Source organism: Paraburkholderia phymatum, assembly GCF_038900715.1.
In the GTDB taxonomy this organism is placed as follows: domain Bacteria; phylum Pseudomonadota; class Gammaproteobacteria; order Burkholderiales; family Burkholderiaceae; genus Paraburkholderia; species Paraburkholderia phymatum_A.
The window spans coordinates 71,027-97,263 of record NZ_JAYMRZ010000023.1 but is presented as its reverse complement, the minus strand read 5'-3'; the positions used below and the strand labels follow the sequence as shown (position 1 = coordinate 97,263).

At 60.4% G+C, this 26,237-nt stretch carries 20 protein-coding genes; 8 read left to right on the top strand and 12 right to left on the bottom strand.

What is annotated here, in order from left to right; all coding sequences use genetic code 11:
* Positions 1 to 27 precede the first annotated feature (27 nt).
* The 8 genes from VSR68_RS32750 to VSR68_RS32715 all read right to left on the bottom strand — a co-directional run bounded on the left by VSR68_RS32750 (position 28) and on the right by VSR68_RS32715 (position 11,965).
* A complete protein-coding gene (locus VSR68_RS32750; protein ID WP_342943729.1) occupies positions 28 to 969 on the bottom strand; it encodes an electron transfer flavoprotein subunit alpha/FixB family protein in 942 nt (313 codons plus the stop codon).
* A 9-nt stretch (positions 970 to 978) separates the two neighbouring features.
* The gene (locus VSR68_RS32745) at positions 979 to 1,728 is read right to left on the bottom strand and encodes an electron transfer flavoprotein subunit beta/FixA family protein (RefSeq protein WP_342943728.1); all 750 of its coding nucleotides are present in this window, start codon (positions 1,726 to 1,728) and stop codon (positions 979 to 981) included.
* A gap of 19 nt (positions 1,729 to 1,747) precedes the next feature.
* Complete coding sequence (locus tag VSR68_RS32740; protein ID WP_342943775.1) at positions 1,748 to 2,968, bottom strand: PLP-dependent aminotransferase family protein; 1,221 nt, start codon at positions 2,966 to 2,968, stop codon at positions 1,748 to 1,750.
* Between the two features lie 342 nt (positions 2,969 to 3,310).
* A complete protein-coding gene (locus VSR68_RS32735; protein ID WP_342943727.1) occupies positions 3,311 to 4,483 on the bottom strand; it encodes an FAD-binding oxidoreductase in 1,173 nt (390 codons plus the stop codon).
* Positions 4,484 to 4,597: 114 nt separating this feature from the next.
* Positions 4,598 to 6,097 carry an L-piperidine-6-carboxylate dehydrogenase gene (gene amaB, locus VSR68_RS32730; RefSeq protein WP_342943726.1) on the bottom strand — a complete coding sequence of 500 codons (1,500 nt, stop codon included), beginning with the start codon at positions 6,095 to 6,097 and terminating at the stop codon, positions 4,598 to 4,600.
* 272 nt (positions 6,098 to 6,369) lie between these two features.
* On the bottom strand, positions 6,370 to 7,521 hold the full coding sequence (locus VSR68_RS32725) for a branched-chain amino acid ABC transporter substrate-binding protein (RefSeq protein WP_428983641.1): 1,152 nt from the start codon (positions 7,519 to 7,521) through the stop codon (positions 6,370 to 6,372).
* A 471-nt stretch (positions 7,522 to 7,992) separates the two neighbouring features.
* Complete coding sequence (locus VSR68_RS32720) at positions 7,993 to 10,935, bottom strand: FAD-binding and (Fe-S)-binding domain-containing protein (RefSeq protein WP_321574750.1); 2,943 nt, start codon at positions 10,933 to 10,935, stop codon at positions 7,993 to 7,995.
* Between the two features lies 1 nt (position 10,936).
* Positions 10,937 to 11,965 (bottom strand): DUF1338 domain-containing protein, encoded by a 1,029-nt coding sequence (locus VSR68_RS32715; protein WP_342943725.1) that lies wholly within the window; start codon positions 11,963 to 11,965, stop codon positions 10,937 to 10,939.
* A gap of 156 nt (positions 11,966 to 12,121) precedes the next feature.
* On the opposite strand from VSR68_RS32715, the gene VSR68_RS32710 reads away from it, so the two are divergent.
* Complete coding sequence (locus VSR68_RS32710) at positions 12,122 to 13,033, top strand: LysR substrate-binding domain-containing protein (RefSeq protein WP_342937277.1); 912 nt, start codon at positions 12,122 to 12,124, stop codon at positions 13,031 to 13,033.
* A 363-nt stretch (positions 13,034 to 13,396) separates the two neighbouring features.
* Here VSR68_RS32710 and VSR68_RS32705 read toward each other — a convergent pair whose 3' ends face one another.
* The 3 genes from VSR68_RS32705 to VSR68_RS32695 form a co-directional block, all read right to left on the bottom strand.
* Positions 13,397 to 14,179: a class II aldolase/adducin family protein gene (locus VSR68_RS32705; protein WP_152764984.1), complete on the bottom strand. Its 783-nt coding sequence runs from the start codon at positions 14,177 to 14,179 to the stop codon at positions 13,397 to 13,399.
* A 76-nt stretch (positions 14,180 to 14,255) separates the two neighbouring features.
* Entirely contained in the window at positions 14,256 to 15,227 is a 972-nt protein-coding gene (locus VSR68_RS32700) for an electron transfer flavoprotein subunit alpha/FixB family protein (protein WP_342943724.1), read from the bottom strand.
* Between the two features lie 36 nt (positions 15,228 to 15,263).
* Entirely contained in the window at positions 15,264 to 16,013 is a 750-nt protein-coding gene (locus tag VSR68_RS32695) for an electron transfer flavoprotein subunit beta/FixA family protein (RefSeq protein WP_342943723.1), read from the bottom strand.
* A 377-nt stretch (positions 16,014 to 16,390) separates the two neighbouring features.
* On the opposite strand from VSR68_RS32695, the gene VSR68_RS32690 reads away from it, so the two are divergent.
* From VSR68_RS32690 to VSR68_RS32660, 7 genes are all read left to right on the top strand, one after another.
* Positions 16,391 to 18,490 carry a hydantoinase/oxoprolinase family protein gene (locus VSR68_RS32690; protein WP_342943722.1) on the top strand — a complete coding sequence of 700 codons (2,100 nt, stop codon included), beginning with the start codon at positions 16,391 to 16,393 and terminating at the stop codon, positions 18,488 to 18,490.
* Positions 18,491 to 18,506: 16 nt separating this feature from the next.
* Positions 18,507 to 20,189, top strand: a complete 1,683-nt coding sequence (locus tag VSR68_RS32685) for a hydantoinase B/oxoprolinase family protein (RefSeq protein WP_342943721.1) — start codon at positions 18,507 to 18,509, stop codon at positions 20,187 to 20,189.
* Between the two features lie 9 nt (positions 20,190 to 20,198).
* Positions 20,199 to 21,032, top strand: coding sequence for an NAD(P)-dependent oxidoreductase (locus tag VSR68_RS32680; protein ID WP_342943720.1), 834 nt, complete (start codon positions 20,199 to 20,201; stop codon positions 21,030 to 21,032).
* Positions 21,033 to 21,069: 37 nt separating this feature from the next.
* Positions 21,070 to 22,266, top strand: a complete 1,197-nt coding sequence (locus VSR68_RS32675; RefSeq protein WP_342943719.1) for an FAD-binding oxidoreductase — start codon at positions 21,070 to 21,072, stop codon at positions 22,264 to 22,266.
* 32 nt (positions 22,267 to 22,298) lie between these two features.
* A complete protein-coding gene (locus VSR68_RS32670; protein ID WP_342943718.1) occupies positions 22,299 to 23,039 on the top strand; it encodes an SDR family oxidoreductase in 741 nt (246 codons plus the stop codon).
* A 33-nt stretch (positions 23,040 to 23,072) separates the two neighbouring features.
* Entirely contained in the window at positions 23,073 to 23,825 is a 753-nt protein-coding gene (locus VSR68_RS32665; RefSeq protein ID WP_342943717.1) for an SDR family oxidoreductase, read from the top strand.
* Positions 23,826 to 23,997: 172 nt separating this feature from the next.
* Complete coding sequence (locus VSR68_RS32660) at positions 23,998 to 24,750, top strand: FadR/GntR family transcriptional regulator (RefSeq protein ID WP_342943716.1); 753 nt, start codon at positions 23,998 to 24,000, stop codon at positions 24,748 to 24,750.
* A gap of 107 nt (positions 24,751 to 24,857) precedes the next feature.
* Here VSR68_RS32660 and VSR68_RS32655 read toward each other — a convergent pair whose 3' ends face one another.
* Positions 24,858 to 26,030: a branched-chain amino acid ABC transporter substrate-binding protein gene (locus VSR68_RS32655; protein WP_342943715.1), complete on the bottom strand. Its 1,173-nt coding sequence runs from the start codon at positions 26,028 to 26,030 to the stop codon at positions 24,858 to 24,860.
* Between the last annotated feature and the right edge of the window lie 207 nt (positions 26,031 to 26,237).

Genomic DNA, 26,237 nt, shown 5'->3' with positions numbered 1-26,237 from the left:
GTCGATTGCGATGCACGTGGCAACGGGTCACGCGTCGAGTTTTTCCACCAGATCGGGCACGGATTCAAAGAGGTCGCCGACGAGGCCGACGTCCGCAACCGAGAAAATCGGCGCTTCCGCGTCCTTGTTGATCGCGATGATGGTTTTCGAATCCTTCATGCCAGCAAGGTGCTGGATGGCGCCAGAGATGCCCACAGCAATGTAGACGTCGGGAGCGACGATCTTTCCGGTCTGTCCAACCTGATAGTCGTTGGGCACGTAGCCAGCGTCGACGGCTGCACGCGAAGCCCCGAGCGCAGCCTGGAGTCTGTCGGCAAGAGGTTCCAGCACGGACTTGTACTGGTCGCTCGATCCCAGTCCGCGGCCGCCCGACACGATGACCTTTGCGGCCGTCAGTTCCGGGCGCTCGAGTTTAGTCAGCTCGCGGCTGACGAGCGTCGAAAGGCCTCTGTCGGGCACGGCCGCAAGGGCTTCGACGGGCGCCGTTGCCGCCGTTTCTGCGCTGCTCGCTTCGAAGGCTGAAAGACGGATCGTCAGAACCTTCACCGGGTCCAGCGACTGCACCGTTGCGATTGCGTTGCCCGCATAGACAGGACGCTCGAACGTGTCTGCGCTTATTACCGCAGTAATGTCCGAGATCTGTCCGACCGCCAGTTTCGCAGCAACGCGCGGAGCGATGTTCTTGCCATAGGCAGTCGCCGGAAAGACAAGATGCGAATACTGATTGCCGATGGCGACTATGTTGGGCTCAATGGCCTCGGCCAACCCGTCTTTCAGATGTTCTGCGTCGGCGTGCCATATCTTCTCGACATCTTCGAGCCTTGCCGCCGCCGCTGCGACCTCAGCTGATCTGAAGCCCGCGACGAGTACGTGAATGGGTTCACCAATTCGACGTGCTGCCGTCAGAGTATGAAGCGTCGAGGCGTTCAGTTCCATGTTGTCGTGTTCTGCAATTACCAATGTCGTCATGGCAGGCCCTCAATTCAGCGTGACTTCGCTCTTGACCATCTGCGCCAGCGCATCGACATCCGGCACGATCACACCCACCGCGCGTTTGGGCGGCTCACTGACCTTCAACGTTTTCACGCGCGGCGCGATGTCGACACCAAGTTCCGCTACATCGACGACGTCGATCGGCTTCTTCTTCGCCTTCATGATGTTGGGCAGCGTTACGTAGCGCGGCTCATTGAGGCGTAGATCAGTCGTCACGACGGCAGGCAGCTTGATACTGACGGTCTCAGCACCACCATCGATCTCCCGGGCAACGAGCGCCACACCACCTTCCACCTGTAGCCGCGATGCAAAGGTCGCTTGCGGAAGATCCGCGAGGGCAGCCAGCATCTGGCCTGTCTGATTCGCATCGCCGTCGATAGCCTGCTTGCCGAGAATGACGAGATCAGGCTTCTCCCGCTCAAAGATCGCGCGCAGGATTCGCGCGACACCAAGCTGCTGGAGCTCGGTGTCGACCTTCACGTGGATGCCACGATCAGCGCCGATGGCCAGTGCCGTGCGCAAGGTTTCCTGACACTGCGTCGGACCAGCCGATATTGCAACGACTTCTCTCGCGTGACCCGCTTCCTTGAGCCGCACAGCTTCTTCGACGGCAATTTCGTCGAACGGGTTCATCGAGAACTTGACGTTGGCCAGTTCGACACCCGTCTGATCGGCTTTCACGCGAACCTTCACGTTGAAGTCGACGACCCGCTTCACAGCAACCAATACTTTCATTTCCGAGTACCTCAGCCTGCTACGATTGAACTGATGAGATGGTGCCCGCTAGTACTTCGTCATATGCGCGCTTGAGCCGCTTCGCGCCTTCCATGATGTCTTCGACGCCAGGCGCTGCGAACGACAGACGCAATGCTGACGTGTCGATCTTGTCCGCGAAGAATGCCTTTCCTGGTACGAAGATGACCTTGTTCGCGATCGCGCGTTTGAGCAGCCCGGATGCATCGATGCCCTCAACGCGAGCCCAAACGAACATGCCGCCCTTCGGCTGGTGCAACTGAATGGCATGACCCAATTGCTCATTCAGCGAGTTGCACAACGCGTCACTCTTGCGCTTGTACATGCTGGTTATACGCGGCAGATGCCGTTCGAGCGCGCCATCTGCGAGGTACTGAGCGGCCGTTGCCTGCGTCCAGGGCGTGCTGCAAAGGTCGACGGTCTGTTTGGCGATCACGCAGCGGCGCGTAATTTCCGCGTGAGCAATCGTCCAGCCCACACGCAGGCCAGGCGCAACGATTTTCGAAAGGCTTGCGAAGTGCACGACCCACTCGCGCGAGTCTTCAACTTCGCTCGTGAGCGCCAGAATCGAAGGGACAGCGTCTTCCGCGAATCGCAGATCGCCATAAGGATCGTCTTCGACGATAAGAAGCCTGTACTTCACGGCCAGCTTCAGCAATGCGATTCGACGCTCACGCGTAAGCGTTGCCCCCGTCGGATTGGCAAACGTCGGGACCGTATAAATCAGCTTGGGACGCGCGACCGTGCCTGACGCAAGCAACGCCGCAAGCGCGTCGACATCGAGGCCGTGTTCGTCGACGGGCACGGTGACGATTCGGGCCTGTTGGAGCTTCATCGCCTGGAGCGTCGCTGGGTAGGCCGGCTGCTCCGTCATCACGACGTCGCCCGGCGCAACCATGATGCGAAGCAACAGGTCCAGGCCCTGCTGCGAGCCGGTGGTGACGAGAAGCTGGTCCGGCGCACATGTCACACCGCGACGAGCCATCAACGCGAGCAGTTCTTGTTTCAGCTCGGGCAATCCGTCGGTCGGACCATATTGCAGACATTGGTTGGAAGCCTGATACGCGCGTGCCTCAGCCGCGCCCAGACCTTCGACATCGAACAGGTCGCTGGCCGGATAGCCGCCCGCGAACGAAATCATGCCCGGCTCGCTCAGGTACTTGAACAATTCTCGAATCGGGGAACCGGAGGGGCTCTGGAAAGGCGCGGTGAATTCGTACATGTTGGTGATGGCCGAGAGCCGGGCGGTCGCGTCGTCCAGGCCGTCGATGCTCGTGGGCGTCAGTTGGTAATTTGAGCCTTCATTGTGGTCAGCCATTACTCGTCCATCAAACGATATCTACGCACCAGGTCATGCCGTTTTCTCATCAACCGTGGCACTACATACGCTGACAGCCAGCTTTATGCGCGTCTGGACACCGTCGGTACTTCCCCCGAATCCGCACTTTTGAAATAGAAGTTGAACCGTTTCGCGAGCAGAAAGAAAAAGACCCGACAGCGTCGGGCCCAAGCAAAAGATACCAGGGAGATTGCCACCCCGGAACGGAGCGGCGCTACGTCACAACTACACGACGTTCTTTTCGACAATGGGACGGTTTTCCAGAACACGGCACCAGCTGAGAGACGACAGATCGAGCGTCGTATACTTGCCTTCGAGAATCAGCTCACTCACACCGCGCCCTGTTGCGGGGCCTTGCTGCAAACCGTGACCGCTATAGCCATTGGCAAACACGCAGTTATCGATATCCGGGTGATAGCCGATGATGGCGTTATGGTCGAATACGTTGTACTCGTAGTAGCCTGACCAGCAGTTCTCGACGCGCAGTGCTTCGAACTCCGGTACGCGGTTAGCCAGGGTCGGCCAGATGATTTCGTCGAAAATGTTGTGGTCGACTTCGTCCAGCGGCAGATCGTCCGGGTCGTTGTCAATGCCGGGCGACGTTCCCGTGATATACGTATTGCCTTCCGGGCGGAAGTACACGCCCGTCGGGTCAATCAGCAACGGCGCATTGGTCAGGCGGGCAGGCGACGATACATTGAAGATGCTTCGACGGCGCGCATAGACAGGGATGTCGATGCCCATCATCTCCGATACCGTGCGCGTCCATGCGCCTGCAGCGTTGACGAGCGTATCGCACGCGTACCGTTCACCGTCGCTCGCAATCACATGAGTCACTTTCCGGCCGCCAAGAACGAGTCCCGTCACATCCGCTGCGATGTAACGTGCACCAAGCGATTGCGCCTTCTTGCGCAAGGCCTGAACGAGGCCATAGCCGTCGAACCAGCCTTCACCGCTGACGCCGTATGCACCAGCGACGATGTCTTCGACATTCAGCCACGGAAACCGTGCCTTCAGCGCGTCTCGCGACATCAGGTCGATGTCCGCACCGAGGCTCTTCTGCAATGCATGGTTCTCGCGCAGCGTCGATTCACCTGCGGGCGTCGCCAGGAACAGGTAGCCGCCTTCGTGTAGGTCGATAGCGGGCTTGTTCCCGCCGACTTCGAGCAGGTCACCGATGTTGCGCAGGAATTCGATGCCATACAGCGACATCTGGATCGACAGCGGCGTCGAAAACTGCTGCCGAATAGAAGCGGCCGATAATGCCGACGACGATTTCGCGTAGCTCGGGTCACGCTCGATGATCGTCACGGAAACCGTCGGGTCCGAAGCGCGCAAAAAGTAAGCGATAGAACTACCGATTACTCCGCCGCCAACGATAACGACTTGAGAACTCACGACTTGCTCCACGTTGCAATTATCTCAGGCGCTCTGTCAGGCGCCAGTAAAACGGAAGGCCGATACGTTCTTCTGTAGAAGTTCGTACCGGCTGATATCGAAGGACGACTGACTTTAATCGATGTTGAAGTCGATGCCTTGTGCGAGTGGCAGTGCCGACGAGAAGTTGACCGTGTTCGTCGCGCGGCGCATGTAAGCCTTCCAGGCATCGGAGCCCGACTCGCGGCCGCCGCCCGTCTCCTTCTCACCGCCGAACGCACCACCGATTTCCGCGCCGCTCGGCCCGATGTTCACGTTCGCGATGCCGCAGTCGCTGCCTGACGCCGACAGGAAGCGCTCGCTTTCCCGCAGGTCCGTCGTGAAGACGCAGGACGACAGGCCGTGCACGGCCGCATTGTTTGCTTCGATCGCGTCATTGAACTCGTTGTACTTCAGCACGTAGAGAATCGGCGCAAAGGTCTCTTTCAGCACGACTTCCGTCTGCGATGGCATTTCAACAATAGCCGGACGCACGTAGAAGCCCTTTTCTTTGCCAGCGACGGCATGGCGCTCGCCCCCGAACACCTTGCCGCCTTCGCGCTTTGCCTGCTCCAGTGCTGCCTGCATGCGATTGAACGACTGCTCGTCGATGAGCGGGCCCATCAACGTGCCATGTTCCAGCGGGTCGCCGATCGGGACCTTGCTGTACAGGGTCTTCAGACGCTCGACCGTTTTGTCGTAGACGCTTTCGTGAACGAAGAGACGCCGCAGGGTCGTGCAGCGTTGACCTGCCGTGCCGACTGCCGAGAACAGGATGCCGCGCAGCGCCAGTTCCATATCAGCCGTATGCGAAACGATGCCGGCGTTGTTGCCGCCCAGTTCCAGGATCGAGCGGCCAAAGCGGCGCGCAACTTCGATACCGACCGCACGGCCCATTTCCGTGCTCCCCGTCGCGCTTACGATATTCGAGCGCGGGTCGGACACCAGCTTCGCGCCGACGGCTCGTCCGCCATTGATGACGCTCGTCAGACCTTCGGGCGCATCGCCGAATTCCTTGAGTGCGTCCTGGAGGATCTTGTCGACAGCGAGCGCCGTCAGCGGTGTCTTCTCTGACGGCTTCCATATGACGGCATTGCCGCACACCAGTGCGAGCGCCGCGTTCCACGACCACACGGCCGCCGGGAAGTTGAATGCCGAAATGATTGTGCAAACGCCCATCGGGTGCCAAGTCTCGGCCATACGGTGACCCGGACGCTCCGACGCGATGGTCAGACCGTAAAGCTGGCGGGACAGGCCGACCGCGAAGTCGCAGATATCGATCATTTCCTGCACTTCGCCCAGACCTTCCTGAAAAATCTTGCCCGTTTCCAGTGTGATGATGCTGCCGAGTGCGCGCTTCTGTTCACGCAGCTTGTTGCCAAGCAGCCGTACCAGCTCGCCACGGCGCGGCGCAGGCACGCTACGCCAGATCTCGAAGGCACCCTGTGCTTTCGCCAGTGCCGCATCGACCTCCCCAACCGACCTGCTTGCAACACGGCCGATCAGTTCGCCGTTGATGGGCGAATGCACGGCGATGTCGCCAGCTTCCGCAACGTGGGAAATGCCGAGTTCCGAGAGAATGGCCGATGCTTTCACTTGATACCCCTTCAAATTTTCGATACGAAATAACAGTACGTCAGGAAACCATGCACACACGCCATTTTGGCTACAACACTCGCGCTCGCGTTTTTAAGGCCTTTAACGCACGCAGCAGCTTCCTGAAGTTTGATGCCGCCAAATCAGTCCGTCTGCAAACACGGGGCGCATTTCGCATGAAAACAGCACGCCATCTCGCATTCGATGCGGTTGCGGCAGCACGAATGCGGCCGGCCAGGCCGCACTCCTTCAATCAACGCCCGGACGAGACATCAGTCCGCCGTCTTGGTCGTCACGGGAGCCCAAGCCACATTCTTGACCTGATACATCGTCGAGCTTGGATTCTTGAGGTCACCCGTCTGCGTAAATGCAATCTTCCCGGTAATACCGTCGTAGTTCGTCGCCTTCAATGCAGCGTTGTATTCCGCCGGCTTCACTGAGTTGGCCTTCTCCATCGCCTTGATGGCAACCCAGGTGGCGTCGTAGGCAAATGGCGCATAGGCAAGCATGTCGACGCCGTACTTCTGCTTGAATTTCACTTCGAAGTTCTTGCCCTTCGGAAGCGTGCCAAGCGGTTGGCCGTACTCCCAGACCGACGCGCCATCAGCGGCGTCACCAGCAAGCTTGATGAAGTTCGCATCCATCACGCCGCCACCGGCCAGGAACTGCGCCTTCATCCCGAGTTGACGCATACGCTTGACGAGCATTGCCGCCTGCGCGTCCAGACCACCGAAGAAAACCAGATCCGGATTCGTGCCCTTGATATGCGTGAGCTGGGCGCTGAAGTCCACCGCCTTGTCGTTCGTAAACTCCCGCGCGACGATGGTCCCGCCTGCGGCCTTCGCTGCCTTTTCGAATTCATCGGCCTCGCCCTGTCCGAAAGCGGTGCGATCGTCGATGATGGCGATGCGTTTGGCCTTCGTCACCGTTGCAGCGTACGTCCCGGCGTTGCCGGCGTTCTGTGAATCCGTTGCGATGACGCGGTAGACCGTGTTCAGTCCTGCCTGCGTGATGGTCGGGTTCGTCGCCGCGGGTGTAATCATCGGGATGCCCGCCTTTGCATAGACTTTCGACGCCGGCAACGTCGTGCCCGAATTGAAGTGCCCGATAACGACTGCGACGTTGTCATCCACGAGTTGCTGGGCGACCTGAACGCCGATTCTCGGGTCGCTCTGATCATCCTGCGATTCCACGACGAATTTGACCGGCTTGCCATCAATCGTCGGATGCCCGGCATTGGCTTCGTCGACAGCCATGCGCACGCCGTTCTCGATATCTTTGCCGTACGCCGCCCCACCACCCGTAAGCGGGCTGGCGACGCCAACCTTGACCACCACCTCTTGTGCGCTCACGCCGCCCGCAACCAGCGGGAGTGACATTGCAACAGCGAGCATACAAGGGGAAGTGCGAAGACGGAAAATCATGGGCATTCCTTTGATATCTGTAGTCGGGTTTAAACGCACTTCGGCGACGATGAACGGCCCCAGCGCGCCTCTCACATTCACGTCGGAGTCGGTGCCAAAGGCATCAGCGTGAAGGCGTGAGCGGATTGTCCGTAGCCAATACCTGTGCATCAAACGATATCTATGCACGACCTGATGCACTTTTATCATCAAGCCTTTGCTGACAATGCTTCGAGGCCTATAAGGCGGTCGTTTTGAAACGTCGGTAGATTCCCGAGGCCGGGCGTTTCTGAACGGTTTGTCACTTGGGAGAGGTCGCAATGCATTGGCTCGGTACGCGGCATCGACGAGGCAGATAACGGCTCGGAGCGTTATCTGCCTGTGTTTCGCTCCCGCTTCATTTAGTTCGGCATGCAATTTATATAGACGAGTAACTCGTCGCCACGATGCGTCGACTTACGACACCGAGGCCAGGTCGCCCGTCACGCGCGGTCAAGGCGCCGACTGGATCGACGGCATATTCTCGAGTGCTTTCAACGCAAGCTGGGCGATGTGCAGTGGCGTCTTCCCTGCCCCCTGCTCGATCTGCTCGCGACAGCTGAATCCATTCGTCACGATGAAGGCGTTGGATGGCACGTCGCGCACCAGCGGCAGCAGCCTGTCTTCCGCGATTTTCATCGACAGGTCGTAGTGGCCGGCGTCGAATCCGAATGAACCCGCCATCCCGCAGCATCCCGTATCGAGCAGCTTCCAGTTCACGCCAAGCTTGTCCAGCAGCATCGTCTCGCCCTTCATCCCGAACAGCGACTTTTGATGGCAGTGACCGTGCACGACCACTTCAGCGTCGAGTTTCGGCCAGTCGAAGTCCGCGCGCGCGACGAAGTCCGAGAAGAGGAAGGTCTGCGCGGATAGTTTTCTCGCCATCACGTCATCGGGCAACTGCTTCAGCAGTTCGTCTTTGAAGACGGAGAGACAACCCGGCTCGAGCCCAACGACAGGCACGCCTGTGCGGACATCGTCGGCCAGTTCATCGACGGCGCTGCGGAGCAAGGCTTTCGCTTCGTCAAGAAGCCCGTAGTCGTAGAGCGGCCGCCCGCAGCAAAGCCGCTTGCGGGGCAGCACAACCTGATAACCGATCTGGCTCAGTACATCGAAGGCGGCCGTTGCGATTTCCGGCGAAAAATGATCGTTGAACGTGTCAACCCACAGGATGACCTTCTTCGCGTGCTTCGGAACGGTTCTACCGTTCGCCATGCCACGCCGGCTTGCCAGCGCTCTGAACGTCGTAGGCGCGAAAACGGGCAGATTGCGTTGCGGCGCGACGCCAGCGAACCACTTGCTGATACGAGCCAAGGGCGGAGTCGACACCAAAAAGTTGATAAGCCACGGAAAACGACTCGCGAATGGCGCCCATTGTCCGATCCTCCCCATGAACATCGCCTGCCTCGGCCGGCGATGCTTCTCGTAGTAGTGTGAAAGAAACTCTGCCTTATACGACGCCATGTCCGTATGCGTCGGGCAATCCGACTTGCAGCCCTTGCAGGCAAGACAGGCGTCCAGTGCTTCCTTCACTTCATGGCTGTTCCAGCCATTCGTGATGACTTCGCCCTGAAGCATTTCCCAGAACAGATGAGCACGCCCACGCGTCGAGTACTTCTCTTCTCTCGTGGCCCGGAAGCTCGGGCACATCGTGCCGCCTTCGAGTGACCGGCATTTGCCCATCCCGATGCAGCGCTCGACTGCGCGTTGCATGCCGTCGCCTTCAGGGCTCGCGAACGTGAGTCGGGTAGTCAGCTTGACCGGCTTGTACGACGGCCCCATGCGCAGATTTTCATCCGCACGATAGGCGTTCACGACCTTGCCTGGATTCAACCGGTTCGCCGGGTCCCAGATGGCCTTGAAAGCTTCCATCGCCTGCATGATTTCGGGGCCGTACATGATGGGCAGAAACTCTGCCTTCGCCTGACCGTCACCGTGTTCGCCCGAGAGCGAACCGCCGAAATCGACCACCAGTTGCGCCGCCTCGCGCAGGAAGCCCCGCCACGTCAGCACCCCTTCAGCGGTACGGACGTCGAACGTGATACGGGCGTGAACACAGCCGTCGCCGAAGTGACCGTAGAGACACGTCTCGTAACCATAGCGGTCAACGAGTGCCTGAAATTGGCGCAGATAATCCCCGAGACGCAGCGGATCGACAGCCGCATCTTCCCAGCCAACCATCGGGTCAGGCTTTGAACGATCGATTGATAGCGATACAGCAGAGGCGCCCGTCTCACGGATCGACCAGATCTTCTGCTGCTTCGCTTTATCTTCGACGACGAGGCCGGTGACACCAACGCCGCCCTCGCCCGCCGCAAACCAGGCGTGCGCATCGTTGGCCTGCTGGATAGCATCGGCAATGGTGTCGGCGCCGAATTCCAGCACGACCCACGCATCGCCAGCGGGCAGCAGCGCAATTTCCTCGGCCTTCAACCCGCGCGTCTGCAGTCCCCGGATGATGCCGCGATCCAGACCCTCGATCGCTATCGGCGCAAAGCGGTTGAAATGAGGAACCGCATCGGCTGCCGTATAGATGTCGCAAAAGCCGAGGACAAGCAGCACGCGGCATGACGGGCTGTGGACGAGCCGGACCTTCGCCTGAAGCGTAACGGCACAGGTTCCTTCCGTTCCAACCAGCGCACGTGCGACGTTGAACCCGTTCTCCGGCAGCAGCTGATCCAGGTTGAAGCCCGATACGCGCCGCCTGATTTGCGGGAACTCGTGCCGAATGCGGTCCGCATAACGATCGCGGAGATCGCGCAGCTTGCGGTAGATCTCGCCGCGACGACCGCCTTGCGCGATGATGTCTTCGAGTTCGGCGTCGGTGGTCGGCCCGACCCAGAAGCGGGCGCCATCGTACGTGACGATTTCGAGCGCTTCGACGTTTTCGACGGTCTTGCCCGCCATGACGCTATGCGCGCCGCACGAGTTGTTGGCAATCATGCCGCCAAGCGTGCAGCGGCTGTGCGTCGCCGGGTCCGGCGCAAACGTGAGACCGTGCTTTTCCGCAGCGTCGCGCAACGTATCGCACACGACGCCTGGCTCGACGATTGCCGTCCTGCTTTCCGGATCGACTGAAACGACCCGGTTCACATACTTGCTTGCGTCGGCCACCACCGCCACGTTCACGCACTGCCCGTTCTGCGACGTGCCACCGCCGCGGGTCAGAAACGGAACGTCCTTGCGACGGCACGCGCCCAGTGCTGCAACGAGATCATTGACGTCGGCGGGCACGACGACGCCTAGCGGTATCTGCCGATAGTTCGACGCATCGGAAGCATAGAGGGCCTTCGAACTGGAATCGAAACGGACTTCACCTCGAATCGACCTCCGAAGCTCCGCTTCGACTTCCTGAAGCAGACTCTTGCTTGCCTGAAACGGTGTGGCGGCTTTCACGTTACTTCGCTGCGTTGGCGGTCATCTTGAAGATACCCGTCGCGTTGCCGGCGTCGAAGCGCAGGTCGGTCTGCCAGCGGCGCTCCTTTTGATCGAACGCGCGCTTGCGCGTAATGAATTCATAGAACGAGCCCGGCACTTCCCGCGTCACGGTCCTGCCGTCGGCGGACCTGAACTCACGCCTGACCGTATCGGCACGGTACGCCGTCTGGAAAACGCGGCCCGAACGCGAACGCTCGACTTCGGGCTTCATGGGCCGGCCTTTCGCCTTCTCGGCATCCGACAATGCGAACACATCGTCCACGCGGTCCGTTGCATGGTTAAAAGCATTGCCTTCCGTCGAAATCCACGCCATCTCGGCGGACTCTAGCAGCAGCGTTGCATAGTCTGCTTCGCTGGGAATGTCGTGCTGACGGGCGAATGCGCGAACGATGACGGGCAGCAATTCCTGAGCCGCCTCGAATGGCAGCGAGCCATCGCGTTCAAGATCCGACAGTTGCGAAATCGCGAGCGGCGTCAACGGGTCCTTCGACGATTTCACGACGTTGGTGACGGCCGTTTGAAATTCCTTCGAAAACCGCTCGGGGTGCAGTTCGCTGACGAAAAACTGCGCGATCTCGTCTGGCGCGTCTTCGTGCGCGTACGCGCGGCCCGTCATGCCGAGCTTGTCCAACGGGTAGCGACCGTTCAGCCTGAAACCCAGCGGACGCAGGATTCGGGTGAAAGCACCTTCGCCCGGAGGCAGCGCTCCGTTATGCGGCCAGCGGACAGTACGAAGCGCCCCATGGTCGAAGTACACCGAGCCACCGTTGGCGATGGCGTCACTCGTGTACGTGCGTCCGTTCGGCGAGCGCTGTAGCAGGTCCTCGAAAAGCGCCATGTTCATGGCTTGCGCCAGTTCGGCACGCGTGACGGTACCGTCCTCCCAGTCCTGCAGGATAGCCGGGACATTCAGCGTCGAAAACAGGAGTTCAGTCTTTTCGTGGCCGAGCAGCTTCGTCAACAGACGTTCTACGTTCGCATTGCGCATCGCTTATCTCTCAGAGCAGACCGCCGCGAAGGCGGGAATGGGTCATCCTTCTGCCTTCCGGTTAAAGGAGAACCTGACGTGATTCGCATTATTGGAATCCTTGCGGACCTCGTAAAGCGATATAAAATTGTCACTTGATGAGTTTTTGGAACCAAGATGCGCAAGTTCAAGATTCCGAACATGGGTGCGCTAATGGCCTTTGAAGCCGCAGCGCGGCACGAGAGCTTCACGCATGCGGCCAAGGAGTTGTTTCTGACTGAGAGCGCAGTGTCGCGGCAGATAGCGACGCTCGAATCGAATCTCGGCGTGCGCCTCTTCGTTCGTGCGAAGCAGCGCGTGGTTCTTACCCGGGCCGGGCGGCTGTACGGCACGCAGGTGCGCCGGGCGCTGGAGAATCTGGACCGCGATACGCTTTCGATCATTGCGCACGGCAGCGGCGGCGGCTATCTCGAACTTGCCGTGCTTCCGACATTCGCCTCGCACTGGCTGATTCCCCGGCTGAAGGACTTCTACGATCGAACGCCCGACGTACGGGTCAACATGGGTGTGCAGACCGGCATGTTCGACTTCGAGGAATCGCACTTCGAGGCGGCCATTCACTACGGCAAGCCCACCTGGCCTGGCACGTCCGCAGATTATCTGTTCGGGGAAGAAGTCGTACCGATCTGCGCGCCGTCGCTGCTATCCAGACCGATAAGAAAAGCGCACGAGTTGCTCAACTATCCGCTTCTTCACTCCACGACTCGCCCCGACGCATGGACGCGCTGGTTTTTCAATCTGGGCATCGAGGACAATTCGACGATGCAAGGTGTGCGCTATGAGTTGTACACGATGCTGATTGCCGCCGCAGCGGCGGGACTAGGAATCGCGCTGGTTCCGAAATTTTTTGTCGATGGGCATCTGAAACAGCAGGGCCTTGTCATTCCGTTCGAAGTGGCCTCCGCGGTTGATTCAGCCTACTACCTCGTTTATCCGACCGAACTCAGCCATGGCAAGCCGCTCGAACTTTTCAGAGCGTGGCTCCTCGAAGAGGCCAGCGCGTACAACGCGATCCACAAGCCGGCGTGACAAGCGCGACACCGCGAGCTGGACACCAGCGCACATGGTCGCGACGTCTACGCAACATCGAGGGGCGCGGTGATCGCCAATGCGCGCGCAAACGGTAACCCGTACCTGCCGATAATCGAAGAACTGCAACAGCACGGGACCTCTTTGTTCGACCGGTCCGTAAATATCCTGGCCTCACACCGCGCTCCAGACCGGGAGCGGGTCTCATTAGTGAGCGCTTGGTCCACAGATCGACTTGCGCCATTGCAGTACAACCAGTTTTCACTTCCCCCGAACCGGCATGATGAACCTCGTTCGTCGCTCGAGCTGAGGTTCCCGACGGGCAGCGCGTTCTTCCTTGAATCACTACGGGTATATCCGATATCAAACCCGATAGTTCGCGCCATCACGCTCAAGCAGCCGCAGCAACGCCGTCCATTCGCGGTCAAGATGCACCGTACCGAGGTAGGCATAGTCATCGTGCTGCTTCGCGGCGTGCTCGCACACCTCGGGAGAAGGAATGACGACCTTCTGTCCCGCTGACAGTGTCGCCACCTGAATTTCGCAAGCCCTGTTCAGATAGAACATGCGTGTGAATGCCTCTGCAACCGAGCGGCCCGTAGTCAAAAGGCCATGATTGCGCAGGATCAGATAGTCTCTGCTGCCAATCGATGCGACTATGCGCTCGCGCTCATCGAGTTCCAGCGAAATGCCCTCGTACTCGTGATACGCCACGCGGTTATAGAACTGCATGCTGATCTGGTTCAACGGCAGGAGACCGCACTCCATCGCTGCGACGGCCATGCCGTACGTCGTATGCAGATGAACGACACACTCGACGTCGTGTCGCGCCTGATGCAGCGCGCTATGAATCGTGAAGCCCGCAGCATTGACTTCGAAGCGATCATCGCCGATCGGATTTCCGTTGACATCGATCTTCACCAACGACGATGCCGTGATTTCGTCAAAGAACCAGCCATGGGGATTGATCAGGAACTGGTCGGTGATGCCGGGCACGCGGGCCGAGATGTGGGTGTAAATCAGATCCGTGAGTTCGAACTTTGCTGCCAGCCGATAGGCTGCCGCGAGTTGCACACGTGTGTCCCACTCGGCTTGGGAAACGTTTCGAGGTTTTCGATTAGTATGCGGATCGGTCGTGGAAATCATGCTGGATGCTCTCCGGGTTCGATAGTCATAACGCGCAGCGATACCGCGCGCTCAGGTTTGTTGTTTCGGTTGCCGTTCAGATCCCGGCTACGAGGGCTGGCACTGCTTCAAACAAGTCGCTCACCAGACCGTAGTCCGCGATGCTGAAGATCGGCGCTTCTTCGTCCTTGTTGATCGCGACGATCACCTTCGAGTCGTTCATGCCCGCGAGGTGCTGGATCGCGCCCGAGATGCCCACCGCGACGTACAGTTGCGGCGCAACGATCTTGCCGGTCTGGCCGACCTGATAGTCGTTCGGCACGTAGCCCGCATCGACGGCTGCGCGGGATGCGCCCATCGCCGCGCCGAGCTTGTCGGCAAGCGGCTCGAGAATCTTCGTGTAGTTCTCGCCGCTGCCGAGACCCCGGCCACCCGACACGATGATGTTCGCCGACGTCAGTTCCGGACGGTCCAGCTTCGTCACTTCACGGCTCACGAACTGTGAGATGCCTGCATCGGCTGCGGCGTCGATCTTCTCGACCGATGCGCTGCCGCCTTCTGCTGCCACCGGGTCGAAGCCGGTTGCGCGCACCGTGATGACCTTGACCAGGTCTTGCGATTGAACTGTTGCAATCGCGTTGCCAGCGTAGATCGGGCGCTCGAACGTGTCCGCGCTATCGACCGCCGTGATGTCGCTGATCTGCGCGACGTCGAGCTTCGCGGCGATGCGCGGCGCGATGTTCTTGCCGTAAGCGGTCGCGGGCGCAAGGATGTGCGAATAGTCCTTCGCCGGGTCTTGCACAAGCGTCAGCACCGTCGCTTCGACGTTTTCGGCGAGGCCCGCTTCGAGTTGAGGCGCATCGGCGAGCAGCACCTTCGCTACGCCTGCAATTTTCGATGCGGCTTCAGCCGCTGCCTGTGCGTTGTGGCCCGCGACCAGCACGTGAATATCGCCACCGATCTTCTGCGCGGCAGCGACCGTGTTCAGCGTCGCGGCCTTGATCGACGCGTTGCCCCCCACGGGGACTCCCTTCGGTGCGTTGTGTTCAGCAATTACCAGAATCGTCATTTCATTCGTCTCCGCTTTCCGCAAAATTCGCGTCGATCAAAGCACCTTGGCTTCCGTCTTGAGCTTCTCGACCAGCGTTTTCACGTCCGGCACCCTCACGCCAGCGGAACGCTTCGGCGGCTCGCTGACTTTGAGCGTCTTCAGACGTGGCGTCACATCGACGCCCAGGTCTTCGGGCTTCACGGTTTCGAGCGGCTTCTTCTTTGCCTTCATGATGTTGGGCAGCGTCACATAGCGCGGCTCATTCAGGCGCAGATCGGTCGTCACCACGGCGGGCAGCTTGAGCGACAGCGTTTCGGCACCGCCATCGACTTCACGCGATACGGTCGCCTTGCCATCAGCCACAACGACCTTCGAAGCAAACGTCGCCTGCGGCAGGCCCGCGAGCGCAGCGAGCATCTGGCCGGTCTGGTTCGAGTCGTCGTCGATCGCCTGCTTGCCGAGAATCACCAGCTGCGGCTGTTCCTTGTCGACCAGCACCTTCAGCAGCTTGGCCACGGCCAGCGGCTGCAGGTCTTCATTCGATTCGATGAGGATCGCGCGATCCGCGCCGATCGCCAGCGCCGTGCGCAGCGTTTCCTGGCACTGCGCGACGCCCGCCGACACCGCGATCACTTCCGTCGCGACACCCGCTTCCTTCAGGCGCACCGCCTCCTCGACGGCAATCTCGTCGAACGGATTCATCGACATCTTTACGTTCGCGATGTCGACGCCCGTCCCATCCGACTTCACGCGGACCTTCACGTTGTAGTCGACCACCCGCTTCACTGGCACCAAAACCTTCATCGTTGTTCCTCTGCCGTCGGGCCCTCAGTGTGCCCGAATTTTACGGAAAATCCCGATTTTTCGCGTCCACTACCGTTCCACCTCCTCACTCGCAGCGCCTCGGCCGCAGACCGAGCCAAACCACGAAATCTCACGAAAACGCTTATAAAACCGTGCTTTACAAAGAAACAGGAGCAATCAAAAATGGCCTGGATACGAAATTCATTTTGTTCGTGTTGACAGCACTGTAAGACGTCACTCATCATATGTCAACGAACAAAAAAATAGCTCTTCCGACGCTTGATGGAGAAAGGAAACGAAGCACTGCCGGAGCGATCGTCGGCGGTCTTTTTCGCCGGGACATACCCGGCGCATGTCATTGGTTAAACAGGAGAATCATGGTGGCCAGTCACGACAACGCACGGGTTGGCGTTGATATCGGTGGGACCTTCACCGACGTTGCGCTCGAACTCGGTGGAACGCTGTTCTCCACCAAGGTGCTAACGGATTACACGGCGCCCGAACGTGCCATCATCAAAGGCATCGGCATCGTTGCAGACAAGGCCGGTATCGCGCTGCAGGATATCGGTGTCATCATCCATGGCACCACCCTCGCCACCAACGCACTCATCGAGCGACGCGGCGCAAAGACGGCCTTTGTCACGACGGAAGGCTTTCGCGACACGATCGAGATGCGCACGGAAAACCGCTTCGAGCAATACGATCTGAACATCAAGCTCCCTCCCCCGCTGATCGAGCGCTGCGACCGCTTCACGCTCGGTGAACGGATCGACGCACAAGGCGGCATTCTGCTCGCGCCGACGGAAGCGCAAATCAAATCGATCGTCGACCGTATCGTGCAAGGCGGCTATGAGAGCGTCGCGATCGGTTTCATTCACGCGTATGCGAACGGCGTGCATGAACGCATGATGCGCGATGCGATCGAGAAGCGTCTGCCTAACGTGTCCGTGTCGATATCGAGTGAAGTGTCGCCGCAGATTCGCGAGTTCGAGCGCTTCAATACGGTCTGCGCGAACGCCTACGTGCGTCCCATCATGAAGTCCTATCTGGATCGCCTGCTCGGCAAGGTCCGCGAAGCGGGCGCAGTGTGCCCGCTTTTTATCATCCACTCGGGCGGCGGCATCGTCTCGATCGAAAGCGCGTCCGCGTTCCCGGTTCGCCTCGTCGAATCGGGCCCGGCGGGCGGCGCGATCTTCGCCGCGCACATCGCAGCGCGCTACGATCTGAACAGCGTGCTCTCCTTCGACATGGGCGGGACCACCGCCAAGATCTGCCTGATCGACGACCTTACGCCGAAGACGGCCAACACGTTCGAAGTCGCCCGCACCTATCGCTTCAAGAAAGGCAGCGGCATGCCCATTTCGATTCCTGTCGTGGAGATGGTCGAAATCGGCGCGGGCGGCGGCTCAATTGCATCGCTCGACGTGATGCGCCAGATTCGCGTAGGCCCGCATAGCGCAGCATCGGAGCCCGGCCCCGCATGTTATCAGCGCGGCGGCACGCAGCCGACCGTGACCGACGCCGATCTGCTGCTCGGACGCCTCGATCCCGCCAATTTCGCAGGCGGCACGATCCCGCTCTCCACCGACAACGCCGCCACCGCGATGGTCGAGGAAGTGGGCGGCGCAATCGATCTCAACGCTGAGGAAGCCGCCTATGGCGTCGCCGAGGTCGTCGACGAGAGCATGAGCAATGCGGCGCGCGTACATGCTGTCGAAAGCGGCAAGGACATCGGCGACTACACGATGATCACCTTCGGCGGCGCAGGTCCTCTCCACGCGGCGCGTCTGTGCGAGAAGAGCGGTATCCGGAAGTTCATCGTGCCGCCGGGCGCGGGCGTCGGCTCTGCGATCGGTTTTCTGCGCGCGCCGTTCGGTTATGAAAGCGTGCGCAGCGCGAGCATGCGCTTCAACGACTTCGATGCCGATGCACTGAACGAGATCGTCGGTCAGTTGAGCGAAGAAGCCGTGCACTTCGCGCGGCAAGGCTCGGGCGATGCGGAACCGCTCGTCGAAATCAAGGCGTTCATGCGCTATGTCGGCCAGGGCTGGGAAATCCCTGTGACAATTCCACACCGCCGTTTCGCCGCCGACGATCGCACTACCTTCGCGGATGCGTTCACGAAAGCCTATACGCAGTTCTTCGGCCGCCCTATCGATGGTCTCGACATCGAAATCGTCAGCTGGGCCGTGAAGGCAAGCTCGCCGATGCCACCCGTCGAGCGCCTGCAACTCGTGACGTCGCGCGATGCCGTAGCCGCTGCAAAGACCCGCAAGATTTTCGACGCGGCCCTGCATCGTTTCGTCGAAGCGGCCATTGTCGAACGCGCTTCGCTGAAGGTGGGCGAATGCGTGACGGGACCTGCGATCATCGTCGAGCCGGAAACCTCGACGCTCGTGACCTCGTCTTTCGATGCGACGGTGCAGCCCGACGGATGTCTGCTCGTCGTCGCCAAAGAACCGAACGCCACCCGCTGATCAGGAGCCAAACCACATGTCCCTTGACAATCTCGACACGATCCACATGCAGGTGATGTGGAACCGCCTGATTTCCGTCGTGGAAGAACAGGCGATGGCCCTGATCCGTACGGCGTTCAGCACCAGTGTGCGCGAAGCGGGCGACCTCTCCGCGGGCATATTCGACAGGCGCGGCCGCATGCTCGCGCAAGCCGTGACGGGCACGCCCGGGCACGTGAACACGATGGCTGAAGCCGTCGAGCACTTCATGAACGACATCGGCGTCGACAGAATGTACGAGGGCGATGTCTACCTCACGAACGATCCGTGGAAAGGCACGGGCCACCTGCACGACTTCACGGTCGTCTCTCCTTCCTTTCACGACGGCGAACTGATCGGCTACTTCGCCAGCACGGCGCACGTGGTAGATATCGGCGGCCGCGGCTTCGGGCCGGACTCGCGCGAAATCTACGAAGAAGGTCTGTTCGTGCCGATCATGAAGCTGATCGAGCGCGGCGAAGTCAACCGCGATCTGATCAACATCCTGCGCAACAACGTGCGTGAGCCCGACAAGGTCGTCGGCGATCTCTACGCGCTGGCGGCATGCAATGAAACGGGCCACAAGCGCCTGCTGGAGATGCTCGGGGAGTTCGACCTGAAAGACGTCGAAGGGATCGGCGAATACATTCTGGCGCGCAGCCGCGAAGCAACACTCGAACGCATTGCCGCGCTCCCGAAAGGCACACAGACCAACGACATGACGCTCGACGGCTACGACACGCCCGTCAGGCTCAACGTGACGCTCACCGTCGGCGACGATCATCTGCTGGCGGACTTCGCCGGTTCTTCGCCGGCCAGTCCGTACGGCATCAACGTACCGCTGCTCTACGCGAAAGCGTATGCATGCTACGGCCTGAAGTGCATCATCGCGCCGGAGGTGCCGAACAACGCGGCATCGCTGGAACCGTTCCGCGTGGCGGCGCCGGCGGGCTGCATCCTGAACGCGCAACGCCCGAGTCCCGTCGCGGTTCGCCATGTGCTCGGCCACTTCGTGCCCGACCTCGTTCTGGGCGCATTGCACAAGATCCTGCCGGACCGCGTGCCAGCGGAAGGCTCCGGCGCGTTGTGGAACCTGCACGTCAGCGCGCGTCCCGTGCATGAAGATTCGGGCCTCAAGGGCAGCGAGATCCTGATGTTCAACAGCGGCGGCACCGGCGCGCGCGCGGAACTCGATGGACTGTCCGCCACTGCGTTTCCGAGCGGCGTGCATGCGATGTCCGTCGAAGCCACAGAGCAGGTCGGACCGATCGTCGTGTGGCGCAAGGAAATGCGCTCGGGCTCGGGCGGCGCAGGCAAGCTGCGCGGCGGCCTCGGCCAGATCGTCGAAATCGGGCCGCGCGCAGGCTACCACTTCCGCTTCAATGCGATGTTCGATCGCATCGATCACCCCGCGCGTGGACAGTCGGGCGGCCAGTCAGGCGCGCCGGGTCGGGTCACACTGTCGGACGGCACGAGGATGAAGGGCAAAGGGACGCAGGCCGTCGCCGAGCATGAACGCGTCACGCTGTCCCTGCCGGGCGGCGGCGGCGTTGGTTCGCCGGAACAACGCGACCGCGAAGCCTTGTTGCGCGACATCCGCAACGAGTACATCTCCGAAGCGCAACTGCGCGACGACTACGGTCTAACGCTCGATGCCCTGAAAGCACCGGCAGGAAAGTAAGGAACAGACATGACCGACATCAGCAAGCCTCCGTTCAAGAACATCCTGATCACGGGCGCCGCGGGCGCGCTCGGCTCTGTGCTGCGCGAATCGCTGCGGCCGTACGCCGAACAACTGTCGCTCAGCGACCGCGCGCCGCTCGGCGAAGTGCGCGCGAACGAGCGTCACTTCGTCTGCGATCTGGCCGACCGCGACGCCGTGTTCGACATGATGAAAGGCGTCGACATGGTCATCCATCTGGGCGGCGCGCCGCGCGAGAACACGTTTCAGATCATTCTCGATTCGAATATCGCGGGCAGCTATCACATCTATGAAGCGGCGCGCCAGGAAGGCGTAAAGCGCGTGATCTACGCGAGTTCCGTTCATGCGATCGGCTTCTACGAATGCACGCAGACCATCGATGCCAATGTGCCGCAACGCCCGGACAGCCTGTATGGCGTGAGCAAGACCTTCGTCGAAAACCTGTCGCGCTATTACTTCGACAAGTTCGGGCTCGAGTCCGTGTGCGTGCGCATCGGCTCGTGTTTCCCGAAACCCGTCGACCGCCGCATGCTGGCCACCTGGCTTTCCTACGACGACTTCTCGCACCTGTGCATTCAGGCGCTGATGACGCCGAGCGTCGGCCATATGATCGTCTACGGCAACTCGAACAACAGCGCGAACTTCTGGGACAACACGCAGGCCGGCTACCTCGGCTACCGCCCGAAGGATTCCGCCGATGCGTATCGCGCCGAGGTCTATGCGAACACGCCCATCGGCGATCCGCGCCATCCCGCCGTGCGTTTTCAGGGTGGCCAGTTCGCTGCCGACGGCCACTTCGAAGATGATCCGAACAACAGGTAAGCGCCGCTAACCCGATCGACTTTCTGGAAGCATTGAGATGGCACAGCAAGCAACAAAGAACCACTACGACGTGGTGATCGTGGGCGGCGCAGTCGTCGGCAGCGCGACCGCGTACTTTCTCGCGACGAACCCGGACTTCAACGGCTCGGTGCTGGTCGTCGAGCGGGACTGGACTTACGCGAAATCCGCGACGGCGCTGTCGAGCGCTTCGATCCGGCATCAGTTTTCGAATCCGCTGAACATCCGCATTTCGCAATTCGGCACCGAGTTCATTCGCAAGTTTCACGAACTCGTGGAAGTTGATGGCGACGCGCCCGAACTCGGTTTCAAGGAAAACGGCTACCTGTACCTCGGCGATGCCAAAGGCGCGCCGATGTTCGAGCGCAACTACGCGACGCAACGCGAAAACGGCGCCGATGTCGCGCTGCTCGATCAGGCGCAGTTGAAAGAACGCTTTCCGTGGCTGAATACCGAAGGGCTCGTGAACGGCGTCTACGGACAATGCGGCGAAGGCTGGTTCGACAGCTATGGGCTGCTTCAAGGCATGCGCCGCAAGGCACGCTCGCTCGGTATCGAATACATCGAAAACGAAGTGGTCGATGTGGTTCGCGAAGGCCCGAGCATCAAGGGCATCAAGCTCAAGAGCGGCGAGAGCATCAGTTGCGGCCTGATGGTGAACGCAGCGGGCACACGCGGCCCCGCGATGGCGCGACTCGCTGGCCTCGACATTCCTGTGGAGCCGAGAAAGCGCTGCCTGTTCGTATTCGACTGCCGCACGCCGCTGCAAGGCACCGTCCCGCTCACGATCGATACGACGGGCATCTTCTTCCGGCCCGAAGGACAGTACTACCTGACGGGCTGCTACCCCGACCCCGATCCGCTTGCGGATGTCGACGACTTCGACGTGATCCATTCCGAGTTCGAAGAAATCATCTGGCCCGCCCTCGCCGAACGCATTCCTGCGTTCGAAGCCATCAAGGTCGTCAATTCGTGGGCGGGCCATTACGACTTCTGCGTGCTGGACCATAACGCGATCGTCGGCCCGCATCCCGAGGTCACGAACTTCCTGTTTGCCAACGGATTCAGCGGACATGGCCTGCAGCAGTCTCCCGCGATCGGCCGGGGCTTGAGCGAGCTGATCGTCTACGGCCAATACCGTTCACTCGATCTCAAACCGCTCGGTTATGAGCGCGTGGTCGAGAACAAGCCCTTCCTCGAAGAAGGCGTGATCTGAACGTGTCATCACTGTTTGCAGAGGTTGAAAACATGACTTCCCATTTGTACCGGACCGCACTGGTTACGGGTGCATCGAGCGGCATCGGGCGCGCCGTTGCGCAGCGGCTCGTCAAAGACGGGCTGCACGTCTATGCACTCGGCCGCGATGCAAAGGCGCTCGATGCGCTCGCGAGCGAGTGCAACGTCACGCCGATCGCGCTGGATCTGCAGGACACGACGCCTTTGCGCGATCTGTTCGAGCGCGTCGAAATCGACGTCGTCGTGAATAACGCTGGCCTGCTGCCTGCCATTGCGAAATTCGGCGAGAGCGAGCTGACGGATATCGACCGCATGATCGATATCAATCTGCGCGCGCCGTTGCGTCTTGCTCACATGGCACTCGACGGCATGACCCGACGCAAGCGCGGTCACCTGTTTTTTGTCGGGTCGAGCGCGGGGCGTTTTCCGCATCCGAACACGGCCGTCTATGGCGCGACCAAGGCCGCGATCAGCATGTTCTGCGATTCGCTGCGTTGCGATCTGCTCGGCACGAAAGTGCGCGTCACCGAGATTGCGCCCGGCCGCGTGCAGACGAGCCTGTATCGCACCGCGCTCGGCGCGCAAGGCGCGAACGAAAAGCTCTACGACGCCCATCGCTCGATCCAGCCTGACAACATCGCGGAACTGATTGCAACGGCGCTCTCGCTGCCCGATGCAGTCGACGTCTCGCGCATGGAAGTTTTCCCGACCGATCAGGCAGCAGGCGGCTCGCAGATCGTCGCCGTCGAGTAATCAACGCATCGTCAAACAGGACATATTCGAACCATGAAGAATCAACGAGTCGTTATCGTCGGCGGTGCCTCCGGCCTTGGCTTGACCGTCGCAAAGCTGATGCTCGCGGATGGTGCTGAAAGCGTCGCGCTGATCGACAGGAACGGGCCGCTGCTCGACGAAACCGTGGGCGCGCTGAAGGCGCAAGGTCACCAGGTATTCGGCGCGGTCGGCGACATCACGCGCAAGGAATCGGCGCAGGAAGTGTTCCGCAACGCGCTGGAAGCACTCGGCCGTGTCGATTGCCTGATCAACAGCGCGGCGATCTATCCGCGCCGCCCGATCCTCGAAATATCCGACGACGAATGGGACCTCGAGAACGCCGTCAATATCAAGGGCACCTATCACATGATGGTCGCCGCGATCGACCATATGCGCAGCCGTCCGAAGGTCGAAGCGCACGTCGCGGGACGCATCGTGAACATTACGTCCGTCGATGCGTTCAAGGCTCATCCGCAGAACGCGCACTATGCGGCGACCAAAGCCGCCGTCGTGAGTCTGACGAAATCGTTCGCGCAGGAAGTCGCGAAGGACGGCATTCTCGTGAACTCTGTTGCGCCCGCAGGTTTTGCGACAGAGAAAGCGAAAAAGGCCGGCTTTCTCGGTGAACTCGCCGCTGCAAATCCACTGGGACGTGCCGCGGAACCCGAAGAGATCGCACAGTGGGTCGTCATGATGGCGAGCGCGCGCAACACCTATGCAACGGGCGAAAACGTCATCGTCAGCGGCGGCTATATCTACGCTTGAGCCTCATCAATCAGTCGGCCCGCCCGGTTAATGGGCGGGCAACGACGCATCCGCGCCTGTGGTAGAGTCATAATATGTCATACGGCGCAGGTCAGATCCGTTCCACCACGCCGGCGCGGTACGCCTGCAGCCGAGAAATGCAGAGCACTCTGATCCGGTGTGAGTACACGGAATGACTCTGGACGCTGAAACTCTACTGAAGAACGCGGCGAGCACTGGCAAGCGCCGCAGCCTGACCGAACTGGTCATCCAGGCACTGAACGACAAAATCGACCGCGGCGAATACGCGCCGGGCGCCAAGCTTCCAACCGAACCTGAACTGTGCAGTGAATTTGGCGTCAGCCGCACCGTTGTGCGCGAGGCCGTTGCGTCGCTCAAGCTGGGGCGCAGGCTGATTGCGCGCCATGGTGTTGGCGTGTTCGTTTCGGAGGCCCCTGGCCAGTCGGGCGAAACGGGTTTCATCGACACGACGACGCTGCACAACTCGATGCATGTGCTGGAACTGCGCATAGGCGTCGAGACGGAGTGCGCGGCCTATGCGGCGCAGCGGCGGTCAGAGCCTCATCTCCGTGCGCTAAAGGAAGTGTATACGCGCATGGAAATCGTCGCCGCGGATGACGACGCCGAATGCGCGCGTGCTGACTTCGAATTTCATCTGGCTGTCGCCACCTGCTCTGAAAACCCGCACTTCACTTCGATTCTCCGCTCGCTCGGCCAGGAGATCATCATTGACCTGCGTCTGAAGCACGCGAAAGCGAACCCCAAGGAACGCAAGACGTACATCAGGCGGATTCAGCGCGAGCACGCCGACATTCTCGATGCAATTGAACGGCAGGACGAGAGCGCGGCGCGGCGCGCGATGCGACGCCATCTGAATGAAAGTCTCGAACGGTACCATCATCTTTCGAGCACGCGCAGCGAGTGAATTGGCGCTCCGCGTCAGCGCCTTTGCTTGACAACAAACGCCGGACGAACGATGCGCCGTGTGCAGCTTCGTTTCATCCGGCGTATTAACCTGAGCAGGACGCTCCGTTAGTTCTGCAATGCCTCGACCTTGTCGCCAATCGCGATCGCCTGCGGCACCCACTTTCCGCCAATCACCTTATAGAACGTCGCAGCGGGGTCTTTCATGTCGCCGTTCTGCATGAAGGCGATATTGCCCGATACGCCTTCGAACGCAACCGATCTGATGAGCGGACCATACACTTTCGGGTCGGTCGAGTTCGCCTTCTGCATCGCGTTGATCAGCACCCACGTCGCGTCGTACGCGGAAGGCGAATAGGCGACGACGCCTTCGTTGTACTTCGCCTTCATCTTGTTGTCGAATTCCTTCCCGGCTTTCAGCTTCGACAAGGGCACGCCATAGTCCCACGAAACAGCGCCCTCCGCGCTATCGCCCGCTACCTTCAGGAACGTGTCGTTCTCGAAGCTGCCGCCGCCCAGCAAGGTCGCCTTGATGCCGAGCTGCCGCATCTGCTTGATCAGCATGCCCGCCTGTTGATCGAGCCCGCCCCAGAAAATGACGTCGGGACTGAAAGACTTCATGCGCGTGAGCTGGGACTTGAAATCGACTGCCTTGTCAGTGGAAAACTCACGATCCACGATCTTCCCGCCCGCCCCTTCCACGCCTTTGACAAACTCGTCTGCCATGCCTTGCCCGAACGCCGTCCTGTCGTCGATGACGGCGATGCTTTTGCCCTTCAGCGCCTGCACGGCTGAATGACCCGCGAGCTGCCCCATCTGCGCATCGGAGTTCGTCACGCGAAATACCGTCTTGAAGCCCTGCGAGGTGAGCATCGGATTCGTTGCCGTCGGCGACACCATCGGGATACCGGCGTTGTAGTAGATCCGCGAAGCCGGGATGCTGGTGCCCGAATTGAAGTGCCCGACGATTCCCGCGACCTTCGCGTCGACCATCTTTTGCGCGACCTGCGACCCCATGCGCGGGTCGCCCTGATCATCTTCCGCATCCAGTACGAAATGCACCGGCTGGCCACCTATCACGAGCTTTTTCGCGTTTGCGTCGTCGATTGCAAGTTCGACGCCGCGCTTCAGATCGACCCCGTAGTGGGCAGATGCCCCCGTCAACGGGGCGGCGAAGCCGATCGTCACGTCCCCCGCATGAGCGGCCGGAGCGACCAGCAATGCCCCTGAGGCCACGCTCGCGGCGAACACAATGCGTTTGAGTTGATGTGGGATGTTCATCTGATTCCTCTGCGAGTTTCGACAGGTTGAAAAACAGGTGTCAGTCTGGACCACGCCCGCCTCAACCCGGTCAGACCACGGGCCATGCATTGGAACCAGACGTCATGCCCATCAAGGTATTAGGTGAGACGTCATATGTCAACGGATCAAAAAGGCTCGGGAGCCAGGGTTTTCGAGGGTATTGGGCGAACAGGTCAAACGGGGGCG

Excerpts from the sequence above, each read along its gene's own strand:
- VSR68_RS32680 (WP_342943720.1), top strand. The coding sequence starts at position 20,199 with ATGACCGACATCAGCAAGCCTCCGTTCAAGAACATCCTGATCACGGGC.
- VSR68_RS32715 (WP_342943725.1), bottom strand. The coding sequence starts at position 11,965 with ATGCGCAATGCGAACGTAGAACGTCTGTTGACGAAGCTGCTCGGCCAC.
- VSR68_RS32725 (WP_428983641.1), bottom strand. The coding sequence starts at position 7,521 with ATGATTTTCCGTCTTCGCACTTCCCCTTGTATGCTCGCTGTTGCAATG.
- VSR68_RS32690 (WP_342943722.1), top strand. The coding sequence starts at position 16,391 with ATGGTGGCCAGTCACGACAACGCACGGGTTGGCGTTGATATCGGTGGG.
- VSR68_RS32675 (WP_342943719.1), top strand. The coding sequence starts at position 21,070 with ATGGCACAGCAAGCAACAAAGAACCACTACGACGTGGTGATCGTGGGC.
- VSR68_RS32740 (WP_342943775.1), bottom strand. The coding sequence starts at position 2,968 with ATGTACGAATTCACCGCGCCTTTCCAGAGCCCCTCCGGTTCCCCGATT.
- VSR68_RS32665 (WP_342943717.1), top strand. The coding sequence starts at position 23,073 with ATGAAGAATCAACGAGTCGTTATCGTCGGCGGTGCCTCCGGCCTTGGC.
- VSR68_RS32685 (WP_342943721.1), top strand. The coding sequence starts at position 18,507 with ATGTCCCTTGACAATCTCGACACGATCCACATGCAGGTGATGTGGAAC.
- VSR68_RS32745 (WP_342943728.1), bottom strand. The coding sequence starts at position 1,728 with ATGAAAGTATTGGTTGCTGTGAAGCGGGTCGTCGACTTCAACGTGAAG.
- VSR68_RS32655 (WP_342943715.1), bottom strand. The coding sequence starts at position 26,030 with ATGAACATCCCACATCAACTCAAACGCATTGTGTTCGCCGCGAGCGTG.
- VSR68_RS32695 (WP_342943723.1), bottom strand. The coding sequence starts at position 16,013 with ATGAAGGTTTTGGTGCCAGTGAAGCGGGTGGTCGACTACAACGTGAAG.
- VSR68_RS32750 (WP_342943729.1), bottom strand. The coding sequence starts at position 969 with ATGACGACATTGGTAATTGCAGAACACGACAACATGGAACTGAACGCC.
- VSR68_RS32700 (WP_342943724.1), bottom strand. The coding sequence starts at position 15,227 with ATGACGATTCTGGTAATTGCTGAACACAACGCACCGAAGGGAGTCCCC.
- VSR68_RS32705 (WP_152764984.1), bottom strand. The coding sequence starts at position 14,179 with ATGATTTCCACGACCGATCCGCATACTAATCGAAAACCTCGAAACGTT.
- VSR68_RS32660 (WP_342943716.1), top strand. The coding sequence starts at position 23,998 with ATGACTCTGGACGCTGAAACTCTACTGAAGAACGCGGCGAGCACTGGC.
- VSR68_RS32710 (WP_342937277.1), top strand. The coding sequence starts at position 12,122 with ATGCGCAAGTTCAAGATTCCGAACATGGGTGCGCTAATGGCCTTTGAA.
- VSR68_RS32670 (WP_342943718.1), top strand. The coding sequence starts at position 22,299 with ATGACTTCCCATTTGTACCGGACCGCACTGGTTACGGGTGCATCGAGC.